Origin of the sequence: uncultured Streptococcus sp., assembly GCF_901875575.1 — a bacterium.
Taxonomy (GTDB): domain Bacteria; phylum Bacillota; class Bacilli; order Lactobacillales; family Streptococcaceae; genus Streptococcus.
Genome location: NZ_CABFMF010000002.1, coordinates 26445 through 42724, shown reverse-complemented (window position 1 = coordinate 42724; position 16280 = coordinate 26445). Strand labels below are relative to the sequence as shown.

Genomic DNA, 16280 nt, shown 5'->3' with positions numbered 1-16280 from the left:
AAAAATCTCCTATTTATGGTAATCTGGATCACGGAAGTAGGTTTTATAAAAAATAGTGACCAGATAAAGAACAAAAAGAATGTTTTGTACAGTGATGAGGGTTGTCATATTTTGACCAAATAACCCTAAAACAAGGGTAATCAGAGTTGGTAATCCTAAACAGTTCAAGATAAAATGGTAGCACTCTTTAAAGGTCCTAAATGAAAAGAGGCGTGATTTTTTTGTGATGTAAAGAAGAAGACTGGCTCCAAGAGAGACGATAAAAAAGTTGAGTCCGAATAGGAAGCTAGCACCAAGAACGAGAAAGAGACTGATATAGACTCTATTTTGCTGGTACCAGTCTTTAGAAATAGCTTGGGTCAAGCTTTCCTTACTTTTAAAGCTCTCAGTTTGAATAGCCTGGTAACGAATGCGGGTGAGTTCTTTTCCTTCTTTACTGATAACAAGCTCCTCCGGACCAAAATGCAGTTGTAAGTCTTTTGGCAATTCCTTGCTTTGACTAGAGTCAATCAAGAGAGAAGGCTGCTTGTTTTTAGCCCCCGAATAGGTCAGTTTCCCCTCCACGATTTCTACATGTTCTGATAAATCCTTGATTGCTTCATCGGTTAATGGTGCGTATACATTGTCAATAAAGGTATCTAGTGGATAGGTTTCCTGTGAGCTGTTTTGAATGGCAATTGGAACCATAGACAAGCTAATGAGGAAGATACTGGTAAATATTAGTTGAAACCAGTTAAGCCCAAAACGTTTGGTAAGGGGCTTACGAAATCCCCAAATACTTGAAAAATATGAAAATGGATATGGAAGCATTTGTATCTTTCTAAAAGGTGTTTTCTATATGAGTATTATTATATAGAGAAATGTGCTTTATTTCAAGTCTAGGAGACAAATTGCTTGTGCGAAAGCTCCTTTTTTATAGCATAATAGTATGCTGCAGTTCTAAAAGAAAAAGGGTGGCGGGGATAAATTATCCCTTGTCGCCACCACTTGTAAGTCCTGAAACAAAGTTCTTTTGTAGGAAGAAGAAGAGAATACAGATTGGAAGGGCAATGAGGATAGCACCTGCTGAGAAGTAGGCAATCTTCATGTTTTTTGCATTGTTAACGAAGGTTTGGAGACCAACGGCAACAGTAAAGTATTCTTTCTCACGAAGCAAGAAACTAGAGAGGATGTAATCCCCGAAAGGTCCCATGAAGGCCCAGAGAGCTTGTACAGCTACCATTGGGCGAACAAGAGGTAGAACGATCTGCCAGAATCGACGGAAGTGTCCTGCACCATCTAGTTTTGCAGATTCGTCGAGAGACATTGGAACTGTATCAAAGTAGCCTTTCATAAGCCAGGCATTCATCGGAATACCTCCACCTACATACAGGAAGATAAGGAACCAACTGTGGTTAAGAGCGTTCAACATAAGGGCCATAACAAAGAAGGCAGTTAAGGCAGCCATAGTAGGTACCATTTGAATGATCAAGAAGAAGACCAAACTTTGTTTACGAGCGATGAAGTTGTAGCGGCTATATGCATAACCAGCAAGGACGATGATACTTGTTTGAACAGCCATGGTTACCAAGGCAATAATCAAAGTGTTGAGGTACCAAGTGCCGTATAGTGTTTCAGAGAAGAGTCCTTGGAAGTTAGCAAAGCTAAAGTCAACGTTGCTATCTAACTTAAAGGCTACCACATTACCAGTCTTGAAAGCAGACATAATGGTAATCAAAAGTGGATAGATAATCACGATTGATAGTCCGATCAAGTAGAAGTAAGTAAGGGCTTGAGTCAGTCTACGTTTGAGTTTGATTGAGTTATTCATCTTAGACATCCTCCATATCAAATGCGTGTAGTTTCTTGAATGCAATCATAGAAATAGAGATAACAATGATAGAGATAATCAAGGTAACAGCTGCCGCCATAGAGTATTGAGGAGATGTACCTGTAGTCAAACGGTAAATCCATGAGATCAAGATGTCAGTTGAACCAGCTCCACCTCCGACACTACCAGGTCCACCAGCATTGAAGAGGTACATGATAGAGAAGTTGTTAAAGTTGAAGGTGTATTGGCTAATCAATGTAGGTGCCGCAACAGCCAAAATCATTGGGAAAGTGATGTTGCGGAATTTTTGCCAAGCATTGGCACCGTCAATATAAGCTGCTTCGTAAAGATCATTTGGAATAGATTGCAAGATACCCAAAGTTAAAACGTAAATGTATGGGAATCCAAGCCAACCTTGCATCATAATCAAGGCAATCTTAGTCCAAGTTGGGTCTGTTTTCCAAGGAATAAGAGTACCATCAAGGAAAGGAAGGAATTTAGCCAAGATTGGCAATACTTGAGTGTTGATAGCACCAACACTATCATTAAACATGTTTGAGAATGTCAAGATAGTGATGAAGGCTGGGACAGCCCAAGGAAGAAGGAAAATAACACCAAAGATACGTTTTCCTTTGATAAATGGTTGGTTAGCAATGATAGCTGTGAAGATACCGATGACGATCTGTAAAGTTGAGGCAGCCAAAGCCCAGATGATAGTCCAAGAAAGAACGGCACCAAAGGCAGAACGGAAGGTACTCAAGCTCCAGATGTTCGTAAAGTTGGTCAAACCAACCCAGTCCAACAATTTGTTAGGAGGTAAGTGTTGGAAGTCGTAGTTTGTAAAGGCAATCATCAAGGTTACAATAACTGGGAAGATGATTGCAAATGTCATAGCTACATATGATGGGATAATCAAGAGGTAAGGGAAGCCATTTTCATAGATTCCTTTGACCATTTCTTTAAAGGTAAGTGCTACTGGTATGCCATTGTTAATGTGTTTGGCAGTTGTATGTGCATCTTTAATATTTGAGAAATAAAAGAGCACATAAACGACTACAAAGATTAAATGGAAGGCACCACGAATCAGCATAAAGAGGGAATTATCACGACCAGGTTTGTCACCAAGAGTAATTAAATTGCTCAATTCAGGGGCTGCAAGTGCTAGGAAATAAAGGACAAAAACAAGAGTGACACCAAGGAAGATAAAACCTTTGGCTTTTTGTTTATTGTAAATCTGTCCTAACCCAGGAATGATAGACAGCAGGGCTGCTTTACTAGGTTGTTGCTTTTCCATAATAACTCCTTTCATAGGATACTGGTTTCTAATCAAAAACCTAAACTATATATGTTTTTCTATTGATAAATTCAAAGGGGGATTTGATTTCCACCCCCCTTGAACAAATTTTTTATTCACCAAATTTTTGTTTGATTGTTTCTTTGATCAATGTTACAGCATCGTTAGCAGCTGTTTTAGCGTCTTTCTTACCGCTTACTGAGTCAAAGAGCATGTTAGCAGCTGGTTCCCAAACTGCAGACATTTGAGAGATGTTTGGCATTGGTTGAGCGTTCTTGAACTGTTTGATAACAGCTGTTGTCAACTCATCATTTTTACCTTCAGCGTATGAACGAGCTTCAGTGTTCGCTGGGATTTCGTTAGTTGCATCGTAGAAGGCTTTTTGTTGTTCAGTTGAAACAAGGAAGTCTACAAATTTTTGTGCAGCTTCAAGGTTCTTAGTGCTTGATGGGATGATCCAAGCTTTACCACCACCGAATGCTGCGTAGTCTTTTCCGTTTGGAAGAGTTGGGATAGTTGCAACACCGTAGTTTACTTTAGCGTCTTTGAAGGCTTTAGCTTTCCAAGGTCCATCAATGATAGCAGCTGTTTTACCTTCTTGGAATTGAGTTTGGATTAAGTTTCCAGCAGCTGTACCATCTTGCATACCTTTAGGCCATTTTTCATACCAAGATTTAGCGTAGTTGATACCTGCAATAGAACCGTCGTTTGCAAGACCGATGTCTTTAGCGTCTTTACCGTTTTGTCCAAATACGTAAGCACCGTTACCAGCAAGAAGACCGTATGCATAGTAGAAGTTTGTCCAGTCAGCTAGGAAAGCAGAAGTTTTTCCATCTTCTCCAGCGAAGGCATATTTGCTATCTTTAGCAAGATTTTCTAAGTCAGCAAAAGTTTTTGGAGCTTCTTTTACCAAGTCTTTGTTGTAGTACATCACAAGTGACTCGATAACGGCAGGAGCACCGTAAACTTTACCGTCAGCAGCTGTTACAAGAGATTTAGTTTTATCATCTGCTTTAGCGCCGTCGCTTACTTTAACTTCTGAAAGTTGTCCGTCAGTTCCAAGGCTACCTACGCGGTCGTATGGTGCCATCATAACGTCAGCAGCTTGACCTGATTGGTTGTCAAGAGCAAGTTTGTCAAGTCCACCAAGTTGGTCACCAGATTTGATGTTAACTTTTGTTCCTGATTCTTTTTCATAAGCTTTAGCAACTGTTTCAGCGTAAGCTTTGTATTGGTCTTCAACGTAAAGAGTGATTTCTTTTCCTGCAGATGAGCCAGAATCAGCAGCTTTTTCAGCTGGTTTGCTTCCGCAAGCTACCAAGAGCAAGCTAGCAAGTGTAACAGTTCCAAGAACAGCAGCGCTCTTCATGAATTTAGATGACATAGTGTATTCCTCCTAAAGAATAACAAAATTTATTAATGAGGTAAACGCAAACGTTTTCCTTTATGGCACTAGTATAACACAAATAGAAAACGGTTGCAAGCATTTTTTTGAAAAATTTTAAAAAATTTGGCAGAAAGGTAAACGCTTAAACGGCATTTAAACGGCGTATAATAGAAGAAAGATTATAAAATGTTTTTCCCCTATGAATAATTCAAATAGAGAGAAAACGATTGCTTGATCCATATATGGAAAATAGGCTTACTGTTTTTTTAGATGGAGCAAGAGAAATTATCTAGAGGATTTTATTTTTTTATAAAGAATATATACAAGTATGAAGAAAAAACTTTTAAAAAAATAACCAAAAAAGTTTTTTAAAACCGCTTGCATTTATCAAGAAAATGAGCTATACTAATAATAGCGCAAACGTTTGCGTTCGTAAAAATGTAATAATATAACTATAAACACATGAGGTGCTCATTATGAAAAAACGTCAAAGTGGTGTGTTGATGCACATTTCTTCTCTTCCAGGGGCATACGGAATCGGATCATTTGGTAAAAGTGCTTACGACTTCGTTGATTTCTTGGTTCGCACAAAACAACGTTACTGGCAAATCCTTCCGCTAGGAACAACTAGTTACGGAGACTCTCCTTACCAATCTTTCTCAGCCTTTGCAGGGAACACTCATTTTATCGATTTAGATATCTTGGTGGAACAAGGCTTGTTGCAAGCAAGTGACCTTGAAGGGGTTGACTTTGGTAGTGATGCGTCTGAAGTTGATTATGCGAAAATCTACTATGCACGTCGTCCTCTTTTAGAAAAAGCGGTAAAACGTTTCTTGGAAGTAGGAGATGTTAAAGATTTTGAGAAATTTGCTCAAGACAACCAATCATGGCTTGAACTCTTTGCAGAGTATATGGCTATCAAAGAGCATTTTGACAATCTTGCTTGGACTGAATGGCCAGATGCTGATGCTCGTGCTCGTAAAGCTTCAGCACTTGAAAGCTACCGTGAGCAATTAGCAGACAAGTTGGTTTACCACCGTGTGACTCAATACTTCTTCTTCCAACAATGGTTAAAATTGAAAGCTTACGCTAACGACAACCATATTGAAATCGTTGGGGACATGCCAATCTACGTAGCGGAAGATTCAAGCGATATGTGGGCAAATCCACATCTCTTCAAGACAGATGTCAACGGTAAGGCGACGTGCATCGCAGGATGCCCACCAGATGAGTTTTCTGCAACTGGTCAGCTTTGGGGGAACCCAATCTATGACTGGGAAGCAATGGATAAAGATGGTTACAAATGGTGGATTGAACGCTTGCGTGAAAGCTTCAAAATCTACGACATCGTTCGTATCGACCACTTCCGTGGTTTCGAATCTTACTGGGAAATCCCTGCTGGTTCCGATACAGCAGCACCTGGTGAGTGGGTCAAAGGTCCTGGCTACAAGCTTTTTGCAGCCGTTAAGGAAGAACTTGGTGAGTTAAACATCATTGCAGAAGACCTTGGTTTCATGACAGATGAAGTTATCGAATTGCGTGAACGTACTGGCTTCCCAGGGATGAAGATTCTTCAATTTGCCTTCAACCCAGAAGACGAAAGCATTGATAGCCCACACTTGGCACCTGCTAACTCAGTTATGTACACAGGAACACACGATAACAATACGGTCCTTGGTTGGTACCGTAACGAAATCGATGATGCGACTCGTGAGTACATGGCTCGCTATACTAACCGTAAAGAATACGAAACAGTGCCACACGCTATGCTTCGTACAGTCTTTTCATCAGTTAGCTTTATGGCAATTGCAACTATGCAAGATTTGCTAGAATTGGATGAGGTAGCTCGTATGAACTTCCCATCTACTCTTGGTGGAAACTGGTCTTGGCGTATGACTGAAGATCAATTGACACCAGCTGTCGAAGAAACTTTGCTTGACTTGACGACAATTTATCGCCGAATCAACGAAAATTTGGTAGAATTAAAGAAATAAGATAATATCAGGAGACACTTAAACATGTTATCACTACAAGAATTTGTACAAAACTGTTACAATAAAACCATTTCAGAGTGTAGTAACGAAGAGCTTTACCTTGCGCTTCTTAACTATAGCAAGCTTGCAAGTAGCAAAAAACCAGTTAATACTGGTAAAAAGAAAGTTTACTACATCTCAGCTGAGTTCTTGATTGGTAAACTTTTGTCAAACAACTTAATCAACCTTGGACTTTACGACGATGTTAAAAAAGAACTTGCTGCTGCAGGTAAAGACTTGATCGAAGTCGAAGAAGTTGAATTGGAACCATCTCTTGGTAATGGTGGTTTGGGACGTTTGGCTGCCTGCTTTATCGACTCAATTGCGACTCTTGGTTTGAATGGTGACGGTGTTGGTTTGAACTACCACTATGGTCTTTTCCAACAAGTTCTTAAAAACAACCAACAAGAAACAATTCCAAATGCATGGTTGACAGAGCAAAACTGGTTGGTTCGCTCAAGCCGTAGCTACCAAGTACCATTTGCTCACTTTACTTTGACATCAACTCTTTATGATATTGATGTTCCTGGTTACAAGACAGAAACGAAGAACCGCTTGCGTTTGTTTGACTTGGATTCAGTTGATTCTTCTATCATCAAAGATGGTATCAACTTTGACAAGACAGACATCGCTCGCAACTTGACTCTCTTCCTTTACCCAGACGATAGCGACAAGCAAGGTGAATTGCTCCGTATCTTCCAACAATACTTCATGGTTTCAAACGGTGCGCAATTGATCATCGACGAAGCAATCGAAAAAGGAAGCAACTTGCATGACCTTGCTGACTACGCAGTTGTCCAAATCAACGATACTCACCCATCAATGGTGATTCCTGAATTGCTCCGTCTTTTGACTGCACGTGGTATCGAGCTTGACGAAGCAATCTCAATCGTTCGTAGTATGACTGCCTACACTAACCACACAATCCTTGCTGAAGCCCTTGAAAAATGGCCTCTTGAATTCTTGCAAGAAGTGGTTCCTCACTTGGTACCAATCATCGAAGAATTGGACCGTCGTGTGAAAGCAGAAGTGAAAGATCCAGCTGTTCAAATTATCGATGAGAGCGGACGTGTTCACATGGCCCACATGGATATCCACTACGGATACAGCGTTAACGGGGTAGCAGCACTTCACACTGAAATCTTGAAAAATTCTGAGTTGAAAGCTTTCTACGACCTTTACCCAGAAAAATTCAACAACAAAACAAACGGTATCACTTTCCGTCGTTGGCTCATGCATGCTAATCCAAGCTTGTCTCACTACTTAGACGAGATTCTTGGAGACGGTTGGCACCATGAAGCAGATGAGCTTGAAAAACTTTTATCATTCGAAGATAAAGCAGCCCTTAAAGCTAAACTTGAAGATATCAAGGCTCACAACAAACGTAAATTGGCTCGTCACTTGAAAGAGCACCAAGGTGTGGAAATCAATCCAAATTCTATCTTTGATATCCAAATCAAACGTCTTCACGAGTACAAACGCCAACAAATGAACGCTTTGTATGTGATCCACAAATACCTTGACATCAAAGCTGGTAACATCCCTGCTCGCCCAATCACAATCTTCTTTGGTGGTAAAGCAGCTCCAGCCTATACAATCGCTCAAGACATCATCCACTTGATCCTTTGCATGTCAGAAGTGATTGCTAACGATCCAGCGGTAGCTCCACATTTGCAAGTAGTTATGGTTGAAAACTACAACGTTACTGCAGCAAGCTTCCTTATCCCAGCATGTGATATCTCAGAACAAATCTCACTTGCTTCTAAAGAAGCTTCAGGTACTGGTAACATGAAATTCATGTTGAACGGAGCTTTGACTCTTGGTACTATGGACGGAGCTAACGTGGAAATCGCTGAGTTGGTTGGAGACGAAAATATCTACATCTTTGGTGAAGATTCAGAAACTGTTATCGACCTTTACGCAAAAGCAGCATACAAATCAAGCGAATTCTACGCTCGTCAAGCTATCAAACCATTGGTTGACTTCATCGTTAGCGATGCAGTTCTTGCAGCTGGAAACAAAGAGCGCTTGGAACGTCTTTACAATGAATTGATCAACAAAGACTGGTTCATGACTCTTCTTGACTTAGAAGACTACATCAAAGTCAAAGAGCAAATGTTGGCTGACTACGAAGACCGTGACGCATGGTTGGATAAAGTTATCGTTAACATTTCTAAAGCAGGATTCTTCTCATCTGACCGTACAATCGCTCAGTATAACGAAGATATCTGGCACTTGAACTAATACTCTTCGAAAATCTCTTCAAACCACGTCAGCGTTGCCTTGCCGTACTCAAGTACAGCCTGCGGCTAGCTTCCTAGTTTGCTCTTTGATTTTCATTGAGTATAAGATACAAATTTATACTTAATACATTTTGTAAAAAAGCGAGTTTCGAATGAAATTCGCTTTTTTGAATACTTGAGCGGAAATAGACCTCAGATACTATACTGAAATGGGTCACTTATATAGTGTAGTGGCTTAAAAACTATTCCTTATCATTATTTTTTCTGAAAATTGTAAGAAAGTGTGTTAAAATGAGAACGTATACAATTGGTTATTTGGATATCAAATTAGAATTTAAAGAGGTCATTATGAGTAATTTGGAAATTGGGAAACGGATTCGCACCTTACGAACTGAAAAAGGGTTGAGTAGAGAGGCCTTTTGTGGAGATGAAAAAGAACTTACTGTTCGTCAGTTGGGCCGAATTGAAACTGGAAATAACTTACCTAGCTTAGCGAAACTGGACTATATAGCAGAAGTGTTAGGGGTTCCGATGTCTCAGTTAATTGACGAGGGCTTGTTAATTGTTCCTAAAGAGTATTTAAAACTAAAAACGAAATTGATTCGTCAATCTATTCATGGCGATGAAGAAAAAATCCACCAACGTGAAGCTATCTTTGAAGAAATTCAGGAACGCTTTTATGACCAACTGCCTGAGGATGAACAAGTATCAGTTGAGGTTCTACAAGCTATTGACGATGTATATGTTTCCGAAAATGTTGAATTTGGAGAGGGTTTAATTGAGGAATATTTTGAACAAACAATGTTACGAACAGAATATTCGACAAATGATCTACTGATATTGTACTTATATTTTTTATCTCTAGCTGTTAATTCAGAACGAGATGAAATAACTTTAAAAAAAGTTTGTCTAAATATTGTATCTCAAACAAATTACGAAGATGCCAGTTATACTCATCTATTGCAAAGGGTACTTATAGGATTAGTTCTTTATCAAATCGATATTGATTATCATGAATTTATTCCTGAAATATTGAGTATGTTAAGAGAAATTATGATTGAAATAGGAGACACTAGTTTAAAACCCACAGTTGATTATTTAGAAGCAAAGTATTACCTCTATGGTAAAGGAAATGAAGAAAAAGCCCTACAGTATTACGACAAAGCTATTATGGGAGCAGAGTTTTTAAATGATATAAATTTCAAAAATCAAGTGATAGAGGAGATGAAAGAAGAGTTTCCTGATATGTAAAAAAAACTCTTTGTTCATTATGAAGGGATGCTGATAGGCAATATGGGGAGCTTTGTTAGTAAGAATTTAATATATTTGAAATCATAGATGATAACAAATAGCATAAGTACTTTTATTTTTGTGTGCAAAAGTCTATTTATAGAGGAATGAGATGAAAAATTTAGAAATAGGGAAACGAATTCGCACCTTACGAACTGAAAAAGGACTGAGTAGAGAAGCCTTTTGTGGAGATGAAAAAGAACTTACTGTTCGTCAGTTGGGCCGAATTGAAACTGGAAATAACTTACCTAGCTTAGCGAAACTGGACTATATAGCAGAAGTGTTAGGGGTTCCGATGTCTCAGTTAATTGACGAGGGCTTGTTAATTGTTCCTAAAGAGTATTTAAAACTAAAAACGAAATTGATTCGTCAATCTATTCATGGCGATGAAGAAAAAATCCACCAACGTGAAGCTATCTTTGAAGAAATTCAGGAACGCTTTTATGACCAACTGCCTGAGGATGAACAAGTATCAGTTGAGGTTCTACAAGCTATTGATGATGTATATGTTTCTGAAAATGCCGAATTTGGAGAGGGCTTGATTGAGGAATATTTCAATCAAACTTTGCTACAAACGGAGTATTCTGTAAATGATTTATTGATCTTATATTTATATTTTTTATCAAATGCTATTAGTTTTAAACGAAATGATGACGTTTTAAAAAAAGTAAGAAATAACATCGTGACCATAATTGACTGTTCAGATAACACTTACATGCATCTGTTACAAAGAGTATTAATTGCAATACTGTTGTATCAATTGAGAAACGAATACTACGAAGATATCTCTGTCATTTTTAGTTTTCTAAGAGAAATTATGATGGAAATTCAAGATTCAAACTTAAAACCAACGGTAGACTACTTAGAAGCCAAATATTACCTATACGGGGAAAAAGATAAAGAAAAAGCCCTACAATACTATGAAAAAGCTATCAGTGGAGCAGAATTTTTTAATGATATAAATTTCAAAAATCGAGTGATAGAAGAGATGAAAGAAGAGTTTCCTGATATGTAAAAAAACTCTTTGTTCATTATGAAGGGATGCTGATAGGCAACATGGGGAGCTTTGTTAGTAAGAATTTAATATATTTGAAATAATAGATATTAACAAATAGATAAGTACTTTTATTTTTGTGTGCAAAAGTCTATTTATAGAGGAATGAGATGAAAAATTTAGAAATAGGAAAACGGATTCGTACCTTACGGACTGAAAAAGGATTGAGTAGAGAGGCCTTTTGTGGAGATGAAAAAGAGCTTACTGTTCGTCAGTTGGGCCGAATTGAAACTGGAAATAATTTGCCCAGTTTAGCGAAACTAGACTATATAGCCAAAGTATTGGGAGTTCCAATATCTCAGTTAATTGACGAGGGATTGTTAATTGTTCCTAAAGAGTATTTAAAACTAAAAACAAAATTGATTCGTCAATCTATTCATGGAGATGAAGAAAAAATCCGCCAACGTGAGGCTATCTTTGAAGAAATTCAGGAACGCTTTTATGACCAACTGCCTGAAGATGAGCAAGTAGCAGTTGAAGTTTTACAAGCTATTGATGATGTGTATGTTTCTGAAAACTCTGACTTTGGAGAGGGATTGATTGAGGAGTATTTTGAGCAGTTACTTTTAAAAACAAATTATGATACTAATGATTTATTAATTTTACACTTGTATTTCTTAAAGTGTACTTTGAATGCTAAGCCAATTGATAATGTATTTGAAAATATCTATTCTAACATCTTGGAGCAAACTAATTTCTCTGATGCCAACAATATTCATTTGATTCAAAGGGTTATTGTATCAATTGTTTTATATCACTTTAATATTGAATATTATGATTTAATGCCTCAAACGCTAAGTGCTGTACGAGAAATAATAGATGAAGTCCAAGATTTTGCTTTACTACCTACAGTAGATTTTTTTGAAGCCAAATATTATATTCATACTAATCAGAATAAAGATCTTGCTTTGGACTACTATAATAAAGCAATAAACGGATCGGAATTATTAAATGATAAATCATTTAGGGATAGAGTGATAGAAGAAAAAAATAAGGATTTTCCATAATTTCAATTTAAAAACAGGACATAAATGTCAGTGGACATAAATGTCCTGTTTTTTTTACTCTCATAAGGGATATACTGTTATTGTAAATAAGTTAAGCAGAACGCAGTGCTAGAAACATTACTATTTAAAAGGGGTGTAGATTAGCAGGCGGGAGGAAAATATGGTAAAAACAATTGACTATTATATGGATGAAAAATTTGTCAAGAAGGACTATCTGATTATCAAAAATAGTCTAGATAGCAGACGCCTATGTAAAGTAACACTTGATGAGAAGTTGCTAAAATTAGTTCTCTTGCTTCCAAATGAAATGAGAGAAATCAAAATGGACTCCAACTTAAAGCCTAGAATTAGAGTTGTTGACATAACCGATGGGAGTGAGTGAAGTTTCTAAAACACAATTTATCATTAGAAAGAGGTAATAAAATGATTAAGGTAGAAAGAGTTACAAAGCGATTTGGAGATAATATTGCTTTAAATCAAATTAGTTTTTCAATAAACGAAGGAGAAATTTTTGGATTCCTAGGTCCATCTGGTTCAGGAAAGACAACAATGATCAATATTCTGACAGGACAGCTACAGGCTAACAGCGGAAAGACAGAATTATTAGGGAAAGATTCTCAAAAATTACTTCCGTCAGATTTTGAAGAGTTAGGTTTAGTAGGTGACACAAGTGGTTATTACGAAAAATTAAGTTTGTACAATAACTTGTTGCTATTTGCAAGACTATACGGAGTTTCAAAATCTCGAATTGAAGAAATTCTAAAACAAGTTGGTCTGTATGATAGTAAAGACACTCCAGCTGAGAAACTTTCTACAGGAATGCGTCAACGAATGCTTTTAGCTCGTGCTTTGATCAATTATCCTAAAGTTCTATTTTTAGATGAACCTACAAGTGGGTTAGATCCCACCACCTCAAAGAAGATTCACAAATTACTACAGGAGTTAAAGGAAAGAGGAACAACCATTTTCTTAACTACTCATGATATGAATGAGGCGACTTTATTATGTGATAACCTAGCTCTTTTGAATAAAGGTGATCTTATTGAACAAGGAAGCCCAAGCGAAATTATCCAAAAATACAACACGGAAAAAAAGGTTGCAGTAACTTATAGTGATTCTACTAAAAAGGTAGTGCGCTTTGAAGATTTGCAGCAAGAAGATTATAAAAAAATGATGACGATTCACTCATGTGAACCAACTTTAGAAGATATTTTTATTAAATTGACAGGAGAAAAATTAGATGTTTAAGAGAATTTTAGCCCTTATCTGGTTGAGGACACAAGTATTATTAACAAACAAAAACACTTTGGTACAGGTAGTATTCCCATTCTTTATGGTTCTACTCTTCCAAAGTTTTATGAATACAGATGGCACTCAAGGGAAAACACTATTGTTTAGTTCTTTAACAATGGCATTCTCATTTTCTTCTGGTTCAATGATTTCAAACTCTATTGCAGAGGAAAAAGAAAAAAGAATTTTTAAAACTCTCATTTTAAGTGGGGTTCGCCGTGGAGAATATCTTGTTTCCGTGTTGTTTTATCCTGTAATCTTTGCTTTGGCTTCAGTTATTTCCTTCCCTATTATGGTTGAAGTGGATTTCGCAAAAGATTATCCTGTATACCTTGTAGTAGCTTCTCTGGTAGCATTATGTACAATCCTCTTAAATCTAGTGATTGGAGCTATTTCAGAGACACAAACTCAGGCTCAGGTTTATGGTTTGATTCCAATGCTTGGTCTCTCATTCTTGCCGATGTTTTCTCAAGTTAGCTCAGAAATCAAGAAATTTATGGATACAACCTTCTTAGGAGTTTATGTAGATTTCTTTAATAAACCAGATTTCAAGTTGAATTTTGACAGTTTGGGAATCACTTTTGCTTGGGTTGTAGCATTACTTGCCCTTAGTTATTGGGGTTTAAAAAATAAAAAAAGAGTACAGTTTGGGAAACTAACAATTAATCAACTTCAAAAACTAACTTTTTTTAAAGATTAGTGTTAGTAAGCTTTGTAAGGAACCTAGTTTAAAACAATAAACCAGCGCTTAAATGCTGGTTTTTACGCTCTTTCATACTCATGATTAGAACACCTCAAATCTCTTGAATTCGCTTACATAAAGTATTATAATATGATTATAGGAAAGAAGGTGTTTTTATGATATATACACTTAAATTGGTGTTGTTTATTACCTTTCTTGTAATAAGCTTGTTACCTGATAAGATTTTTGGAAAAAATAAAAAAATTTGGAAAATAGTTCTTGCAATATTGATGGCGGCGACAGCATTATCATTTATGTACTAAGTTATTTTAAGAATGTAGGGTTTACTTCCCTACATTCTTTTTAGTTTTTTCTGTTTTCTAGATTCTATTTATCCAAGCGCTTCAAAAACTAACTTTTTTAAAAGCTAAGTGTTAGTAAGCTTGTAAGAAACCTAGTTTAAAACAATAAACCAGCGCTTAAAATGCTGGTTTTTACTGTCTTTCAGCCTCATGTTTCTTTGGAGTTGCTTACCTCATATTGCTTGTATTCGCTTACATAAAGTATTATAATATGATTATAGGAAAGAAGGTGTTCTTATGTGGAAAAAATATTTTTCAAAATATAAATGGACGGATTTATTTTGGATTCTATTTGTTATTTTGACATGCCTCTTGATGGGTAATGATACTCTTTTTCCGCTTACTCATCAAGAAATCTCTTATCATGGGTGCTTATTTGGAATTACACTTGCATTATATCACTTACTATTTATTGATAAGTTTGTTATCTCGAATCGAAAATAAAGATTAGAACTTAGAATTGGTAAATTTCCTAAATTTTTCGGATAGATAGTTTAAAAATTGAAATTTAAAACCGCATATCTTCTTGAAATGCGGTTTTTGTGTCAATTATAGTGCTTGCCCAACAAGTATCTCTGCTTCGATGGTAATCTCTGTTAGTTGGCTCCAGTCAATTTTGCTCTGATCAACGTGAAAGAGTAAGGGAGTCATGCTGAGTAGGGCTTGGAGTTGCTCTGTTGTGATAGTCTTAGTCAGAGAGGCTGTTTGGCTAGATAGGATGGTAAAGTGTTCTTGGAAATGATTTTTGATATCTTGGTTGGAATAGTCCTTGTTTGTCAGCTGGTCTTGTACCTTCTGGCGGATTTCTTTGAGGTGATTTTCAGTTGGGATAACCTTTATCAAGATGCCGTCTTTGGATAAAACGCGACGAAATTCTCCATAGTTGGCAGGCGAAAAGATATCAAGCAGGATATCCATACTGGCGTCTTTTATAGGAAGTCGTGCCAAGTCGCCTACAAACCAATTGACTGCCCAGTTGGGTTCACTCTTGGCAGCGATTTGGACGGAATCTTTTGAAATGTCAAAGGCATAGAAGGTCTTGTCGGAGTAGCTTTCTTGGAGTTTGCGAGAATAGAAACCTTCGCCACAACCAATATCTAAGACAGTTTTTGCAGATGGATTAGCTGCTAGTAAGTCCGATACAGCTTCTAAAATAGCCTGATAAAAGCCAGCTTCTAGGATTTGTTGGCGGTTTTGAAAATTTTCCTTGTCGTAGTTAGCAGATTGCTTGATTTGAGGTGCTAGATTGACATAGCCGAATTTTGCTAGGTCAAAAGAATGCCGATTCTCACATTTAAGACTAGATTCTACCAAGGTCAGATTTTCTCGACAGATAGGGCAGGCAAAGGCAGTCGCAGAAGCAAAGCGTTGGAGTTTGGGTTTGAGGTTTGTATTCATAGTTTAAGTGTATCAAAAGAGGTAAATGAAAGCAACTTTAGGATGATTTATAATAGAATTAAATAGTAGTATAATTACTTTTTAGAGTACTAAAATTAAATTGCTTTTATATATAAATTAATATATAATAATAGATAGGAGGAAATAAGTATGTTAAAAGAAGTATTGAGCGTCGCAAAAGTTGCGAAAAAATCATCACTCTTTTTGGGTGGTGTTGCATTCGGTACCCTTGGTTTGAAAATCTTAGCAAGTAAGGAAGCTAAAAAAGGTTATTCTAAAGCTTTGGCTAAGGCTTACAAGTTGAAAGACGAGCTAGATGCATCTGTTTCTGTTGTGAAGCAACATGGAGACGATGTCTTGCAAGATGCCAAATATTTGTATGAGCAAGAGAAAAAAGCAGAGCAATTAGATAGCCTTATAGGGGAATAAC

Annotated in this window: 15 protein-coding genes; 10 read left to right on the top strand and 5 right to left on the bottom strand. The window is 37.1% G+C overall.

The features are described from left to right. Nucleotides 1-9 precede the first annotated feature (9 nt). From QZ114_RS00425 to QZ114_RS00410, 4 genes are all read right to left on the bottom strand, one after another. Nucleotides 10-810 carry a DUF1189 domain-containing protein gene (locus QZ114_RS00425; RefSeq protein ID WP_295498315.1) on the bottom strand — a complete coding sequence of 267 codons (801 nt, stop codon included), beginning with the start codon at nucleotides 808-810 and terminating at the stop codon, nucleotides 10-12. A 157-nt stretch (nucleotides 811-967) separates the two neighbouring features. Next, a complete protein-coding gene (locus tag QZ114_RS00420) occupies nucleotides 968-1810 on the bottom strand; it encodes a sugar ABC transporter permease (protein WP_295498312.1) in 843 nt (280 codons plus the stop codon). A gap of 1 nt (nucleotide 1811) precedes the next feature. Further along, nucleotides 1812-3104 carry a carbohydrate ABC transporter permease gene (locus QZ114_RS00415; RefSeq protein WP_295498309.1) on the bottom strand — a complete coding sequence of 431 codons (1293 nt, stop codon included), beginning with the start codon at nucleotides 3102-3104 and terminating at the stop codon, nucleotides 1812-1814. A 112-nt stretch (nucleotides 3105-3216) separates the two neighbouring features. Then, a complete protein-coding gene (locus QZ114_RS00410) occupies nucleotides 3217-4488 on the bottom strand; it encodes an extracellular solute-binding protein (RefSeq protein ID WP_295498306.1) in 1272 nt (423 codons plus the stop codon). 479 nt (nucleotides 4489-4967) lie between these two features. Here QZ114_RS00410 and malQ point away from each other — a divergent pair, with 479 nt between their 5' ends. The 9 genes from malQ to QZ114_RS00365 all read left to right on the top strand — a co-directional run bounded on the left by malQ (nucleotide 4968) and on the right by QZ114_RS00365 (nucleotide 14896). Next, a complete protein-coding gene (malQ, locus tag QZ114_RS00405) occupies nucleotides 4968-6485 on the top strand; it encodes a 4-alpha-glucanotransferase (RefSeq protein WP_295498303.1) in 1518 nt (505 codons plus the stop codon). Nucleotides 6486-6509: 24 nt separating this feature from the next. Further along, nucleotides 6510-8768 carry a glycogen/starch/alpha-glucan family phosphorylase gene (gene glgP, locus QZ114_RS00400; RefSeq protein WP_295498297.1) on the top strand — a complete coding sequence of 753 codons (2259 nt, stop codon included), beginning with the start codon at nucleotides 6510-6512 and terminating at the stop codon, nucleotides 8766-8768. Nucleotides 8769-9115: 347 nt separating this feature from the next. Then, complete coding sequence (locus QZ114_RS00395; protein ID WP_295498294.1) at nucleotides 9116-10018, top strand: XRE family transcriptional regulator; 903 nt, start codon at nucleotides 9116-9118, stop codon at nucleotides 10016-10018. A 151-nt stretch (nucleotides 10019-10169) separates the two neighbouring features. Beyond that, entirely contained in the window at nucleotides 10170-11072 is a 903-nt protein-coding gene (locus QZ114_RS00390; RefSeq protein WP_295498291.1) for an XRE family transcriptional regulator, read from the top strand. Between the two features lie 149 nt (nucleotides 11073-11221). After that, nucleotides 11222-12118, top strand: coding sequence for an XRE family transcriptional regulator (locus QZ114_RS00385; RefSeq protein ID WP_295498288.1), 897 nt, complete (start codon nucleotides 11222-11224; stop codon nucleotides 12116-12118). Between the two features lie 160 nt (nucleotides 12119-12278). After that, complete coding sequence (locus QZ114_RS00380) at nucleotides 12279-12500, top strand: hypothetical protein (protein WP_033679542.1); 222 nt, start codon at nucleotides 12279-12281, stop codon at nucleotides 12498-12500. 41 nt (nucleotides 12501-12541) lie between these two features. Then, nucleotides 12542-13366 (top strand): ABC transporter ATP-binding protein, encoded by an 825-nt coding sequence (locus tag QZ114_RS00375; protein ID WP_070657025.1) that lies wholly within the window; start codon nucleotides 12542-12544, stop codon nucleotides 13364-13366. Continuing rightward, complete coding sequence (locus QZ114_RS00370; RefSeq protein WP_295498280.1) at nucleotides 13359-14108, top strand: ABC transporter permease; 750 nt, start codon at nucleotides 13359-13361, stop codon at nucleotides 14106-14108. Before QZ114_RS00375 ends, QZ114_RS00370 begins: the two co-directional genes overlap by 8 nt. 581 nt (nucleotides 14109-14689) lie before the next feature. Further along, nucleotides 14690-14896 carry a hypothetical protein gene (locus QZ114_RS00365; protein WP_000265677.1) on the top strand — a complete coding sequence of 69 codons (207 nt, stop codon included), beginning with the start codon at nucleotides 14690-14692 and terminating at the stop codon, nucleotides 14894-14896. A gap of 105 nt (nucleotides 14897-15001) precedes the next feature. Here QZ114_RS00365 and QZ114_RS00360 read toward each other — a convergent pair whose 3' ends face one another. Beyond that, nucleotides 15002-15850, bottom strand: coding sequence for a putative RNA methyltransferase (locus QZ114_RS00360; protein WP_295498275.1), 849 nt, complete (start codon nucleotides 15848-15850; stop codon nucleotides 15002-15004). A 150-nt stretch (nucleotides 15851-16000) separates the two neighbouring features. Between QZ114_RS00360 and QZ114_RS00355 the strand changes: the two genes are divergently transcribed. Then, nucleotides 16001-16279: a DUF6110 family protein gene (locus tag QZ114_RS00355; RefSeq protein ID WP_261063977.1), complete on the top strand. Its 279-nt coding sequence runs from the start codon at nucleotides 16001-16003 to the stop codon at nucleotides 16277-16279. Nucleotide 16280: the final 1 nt, after the last annotated feature.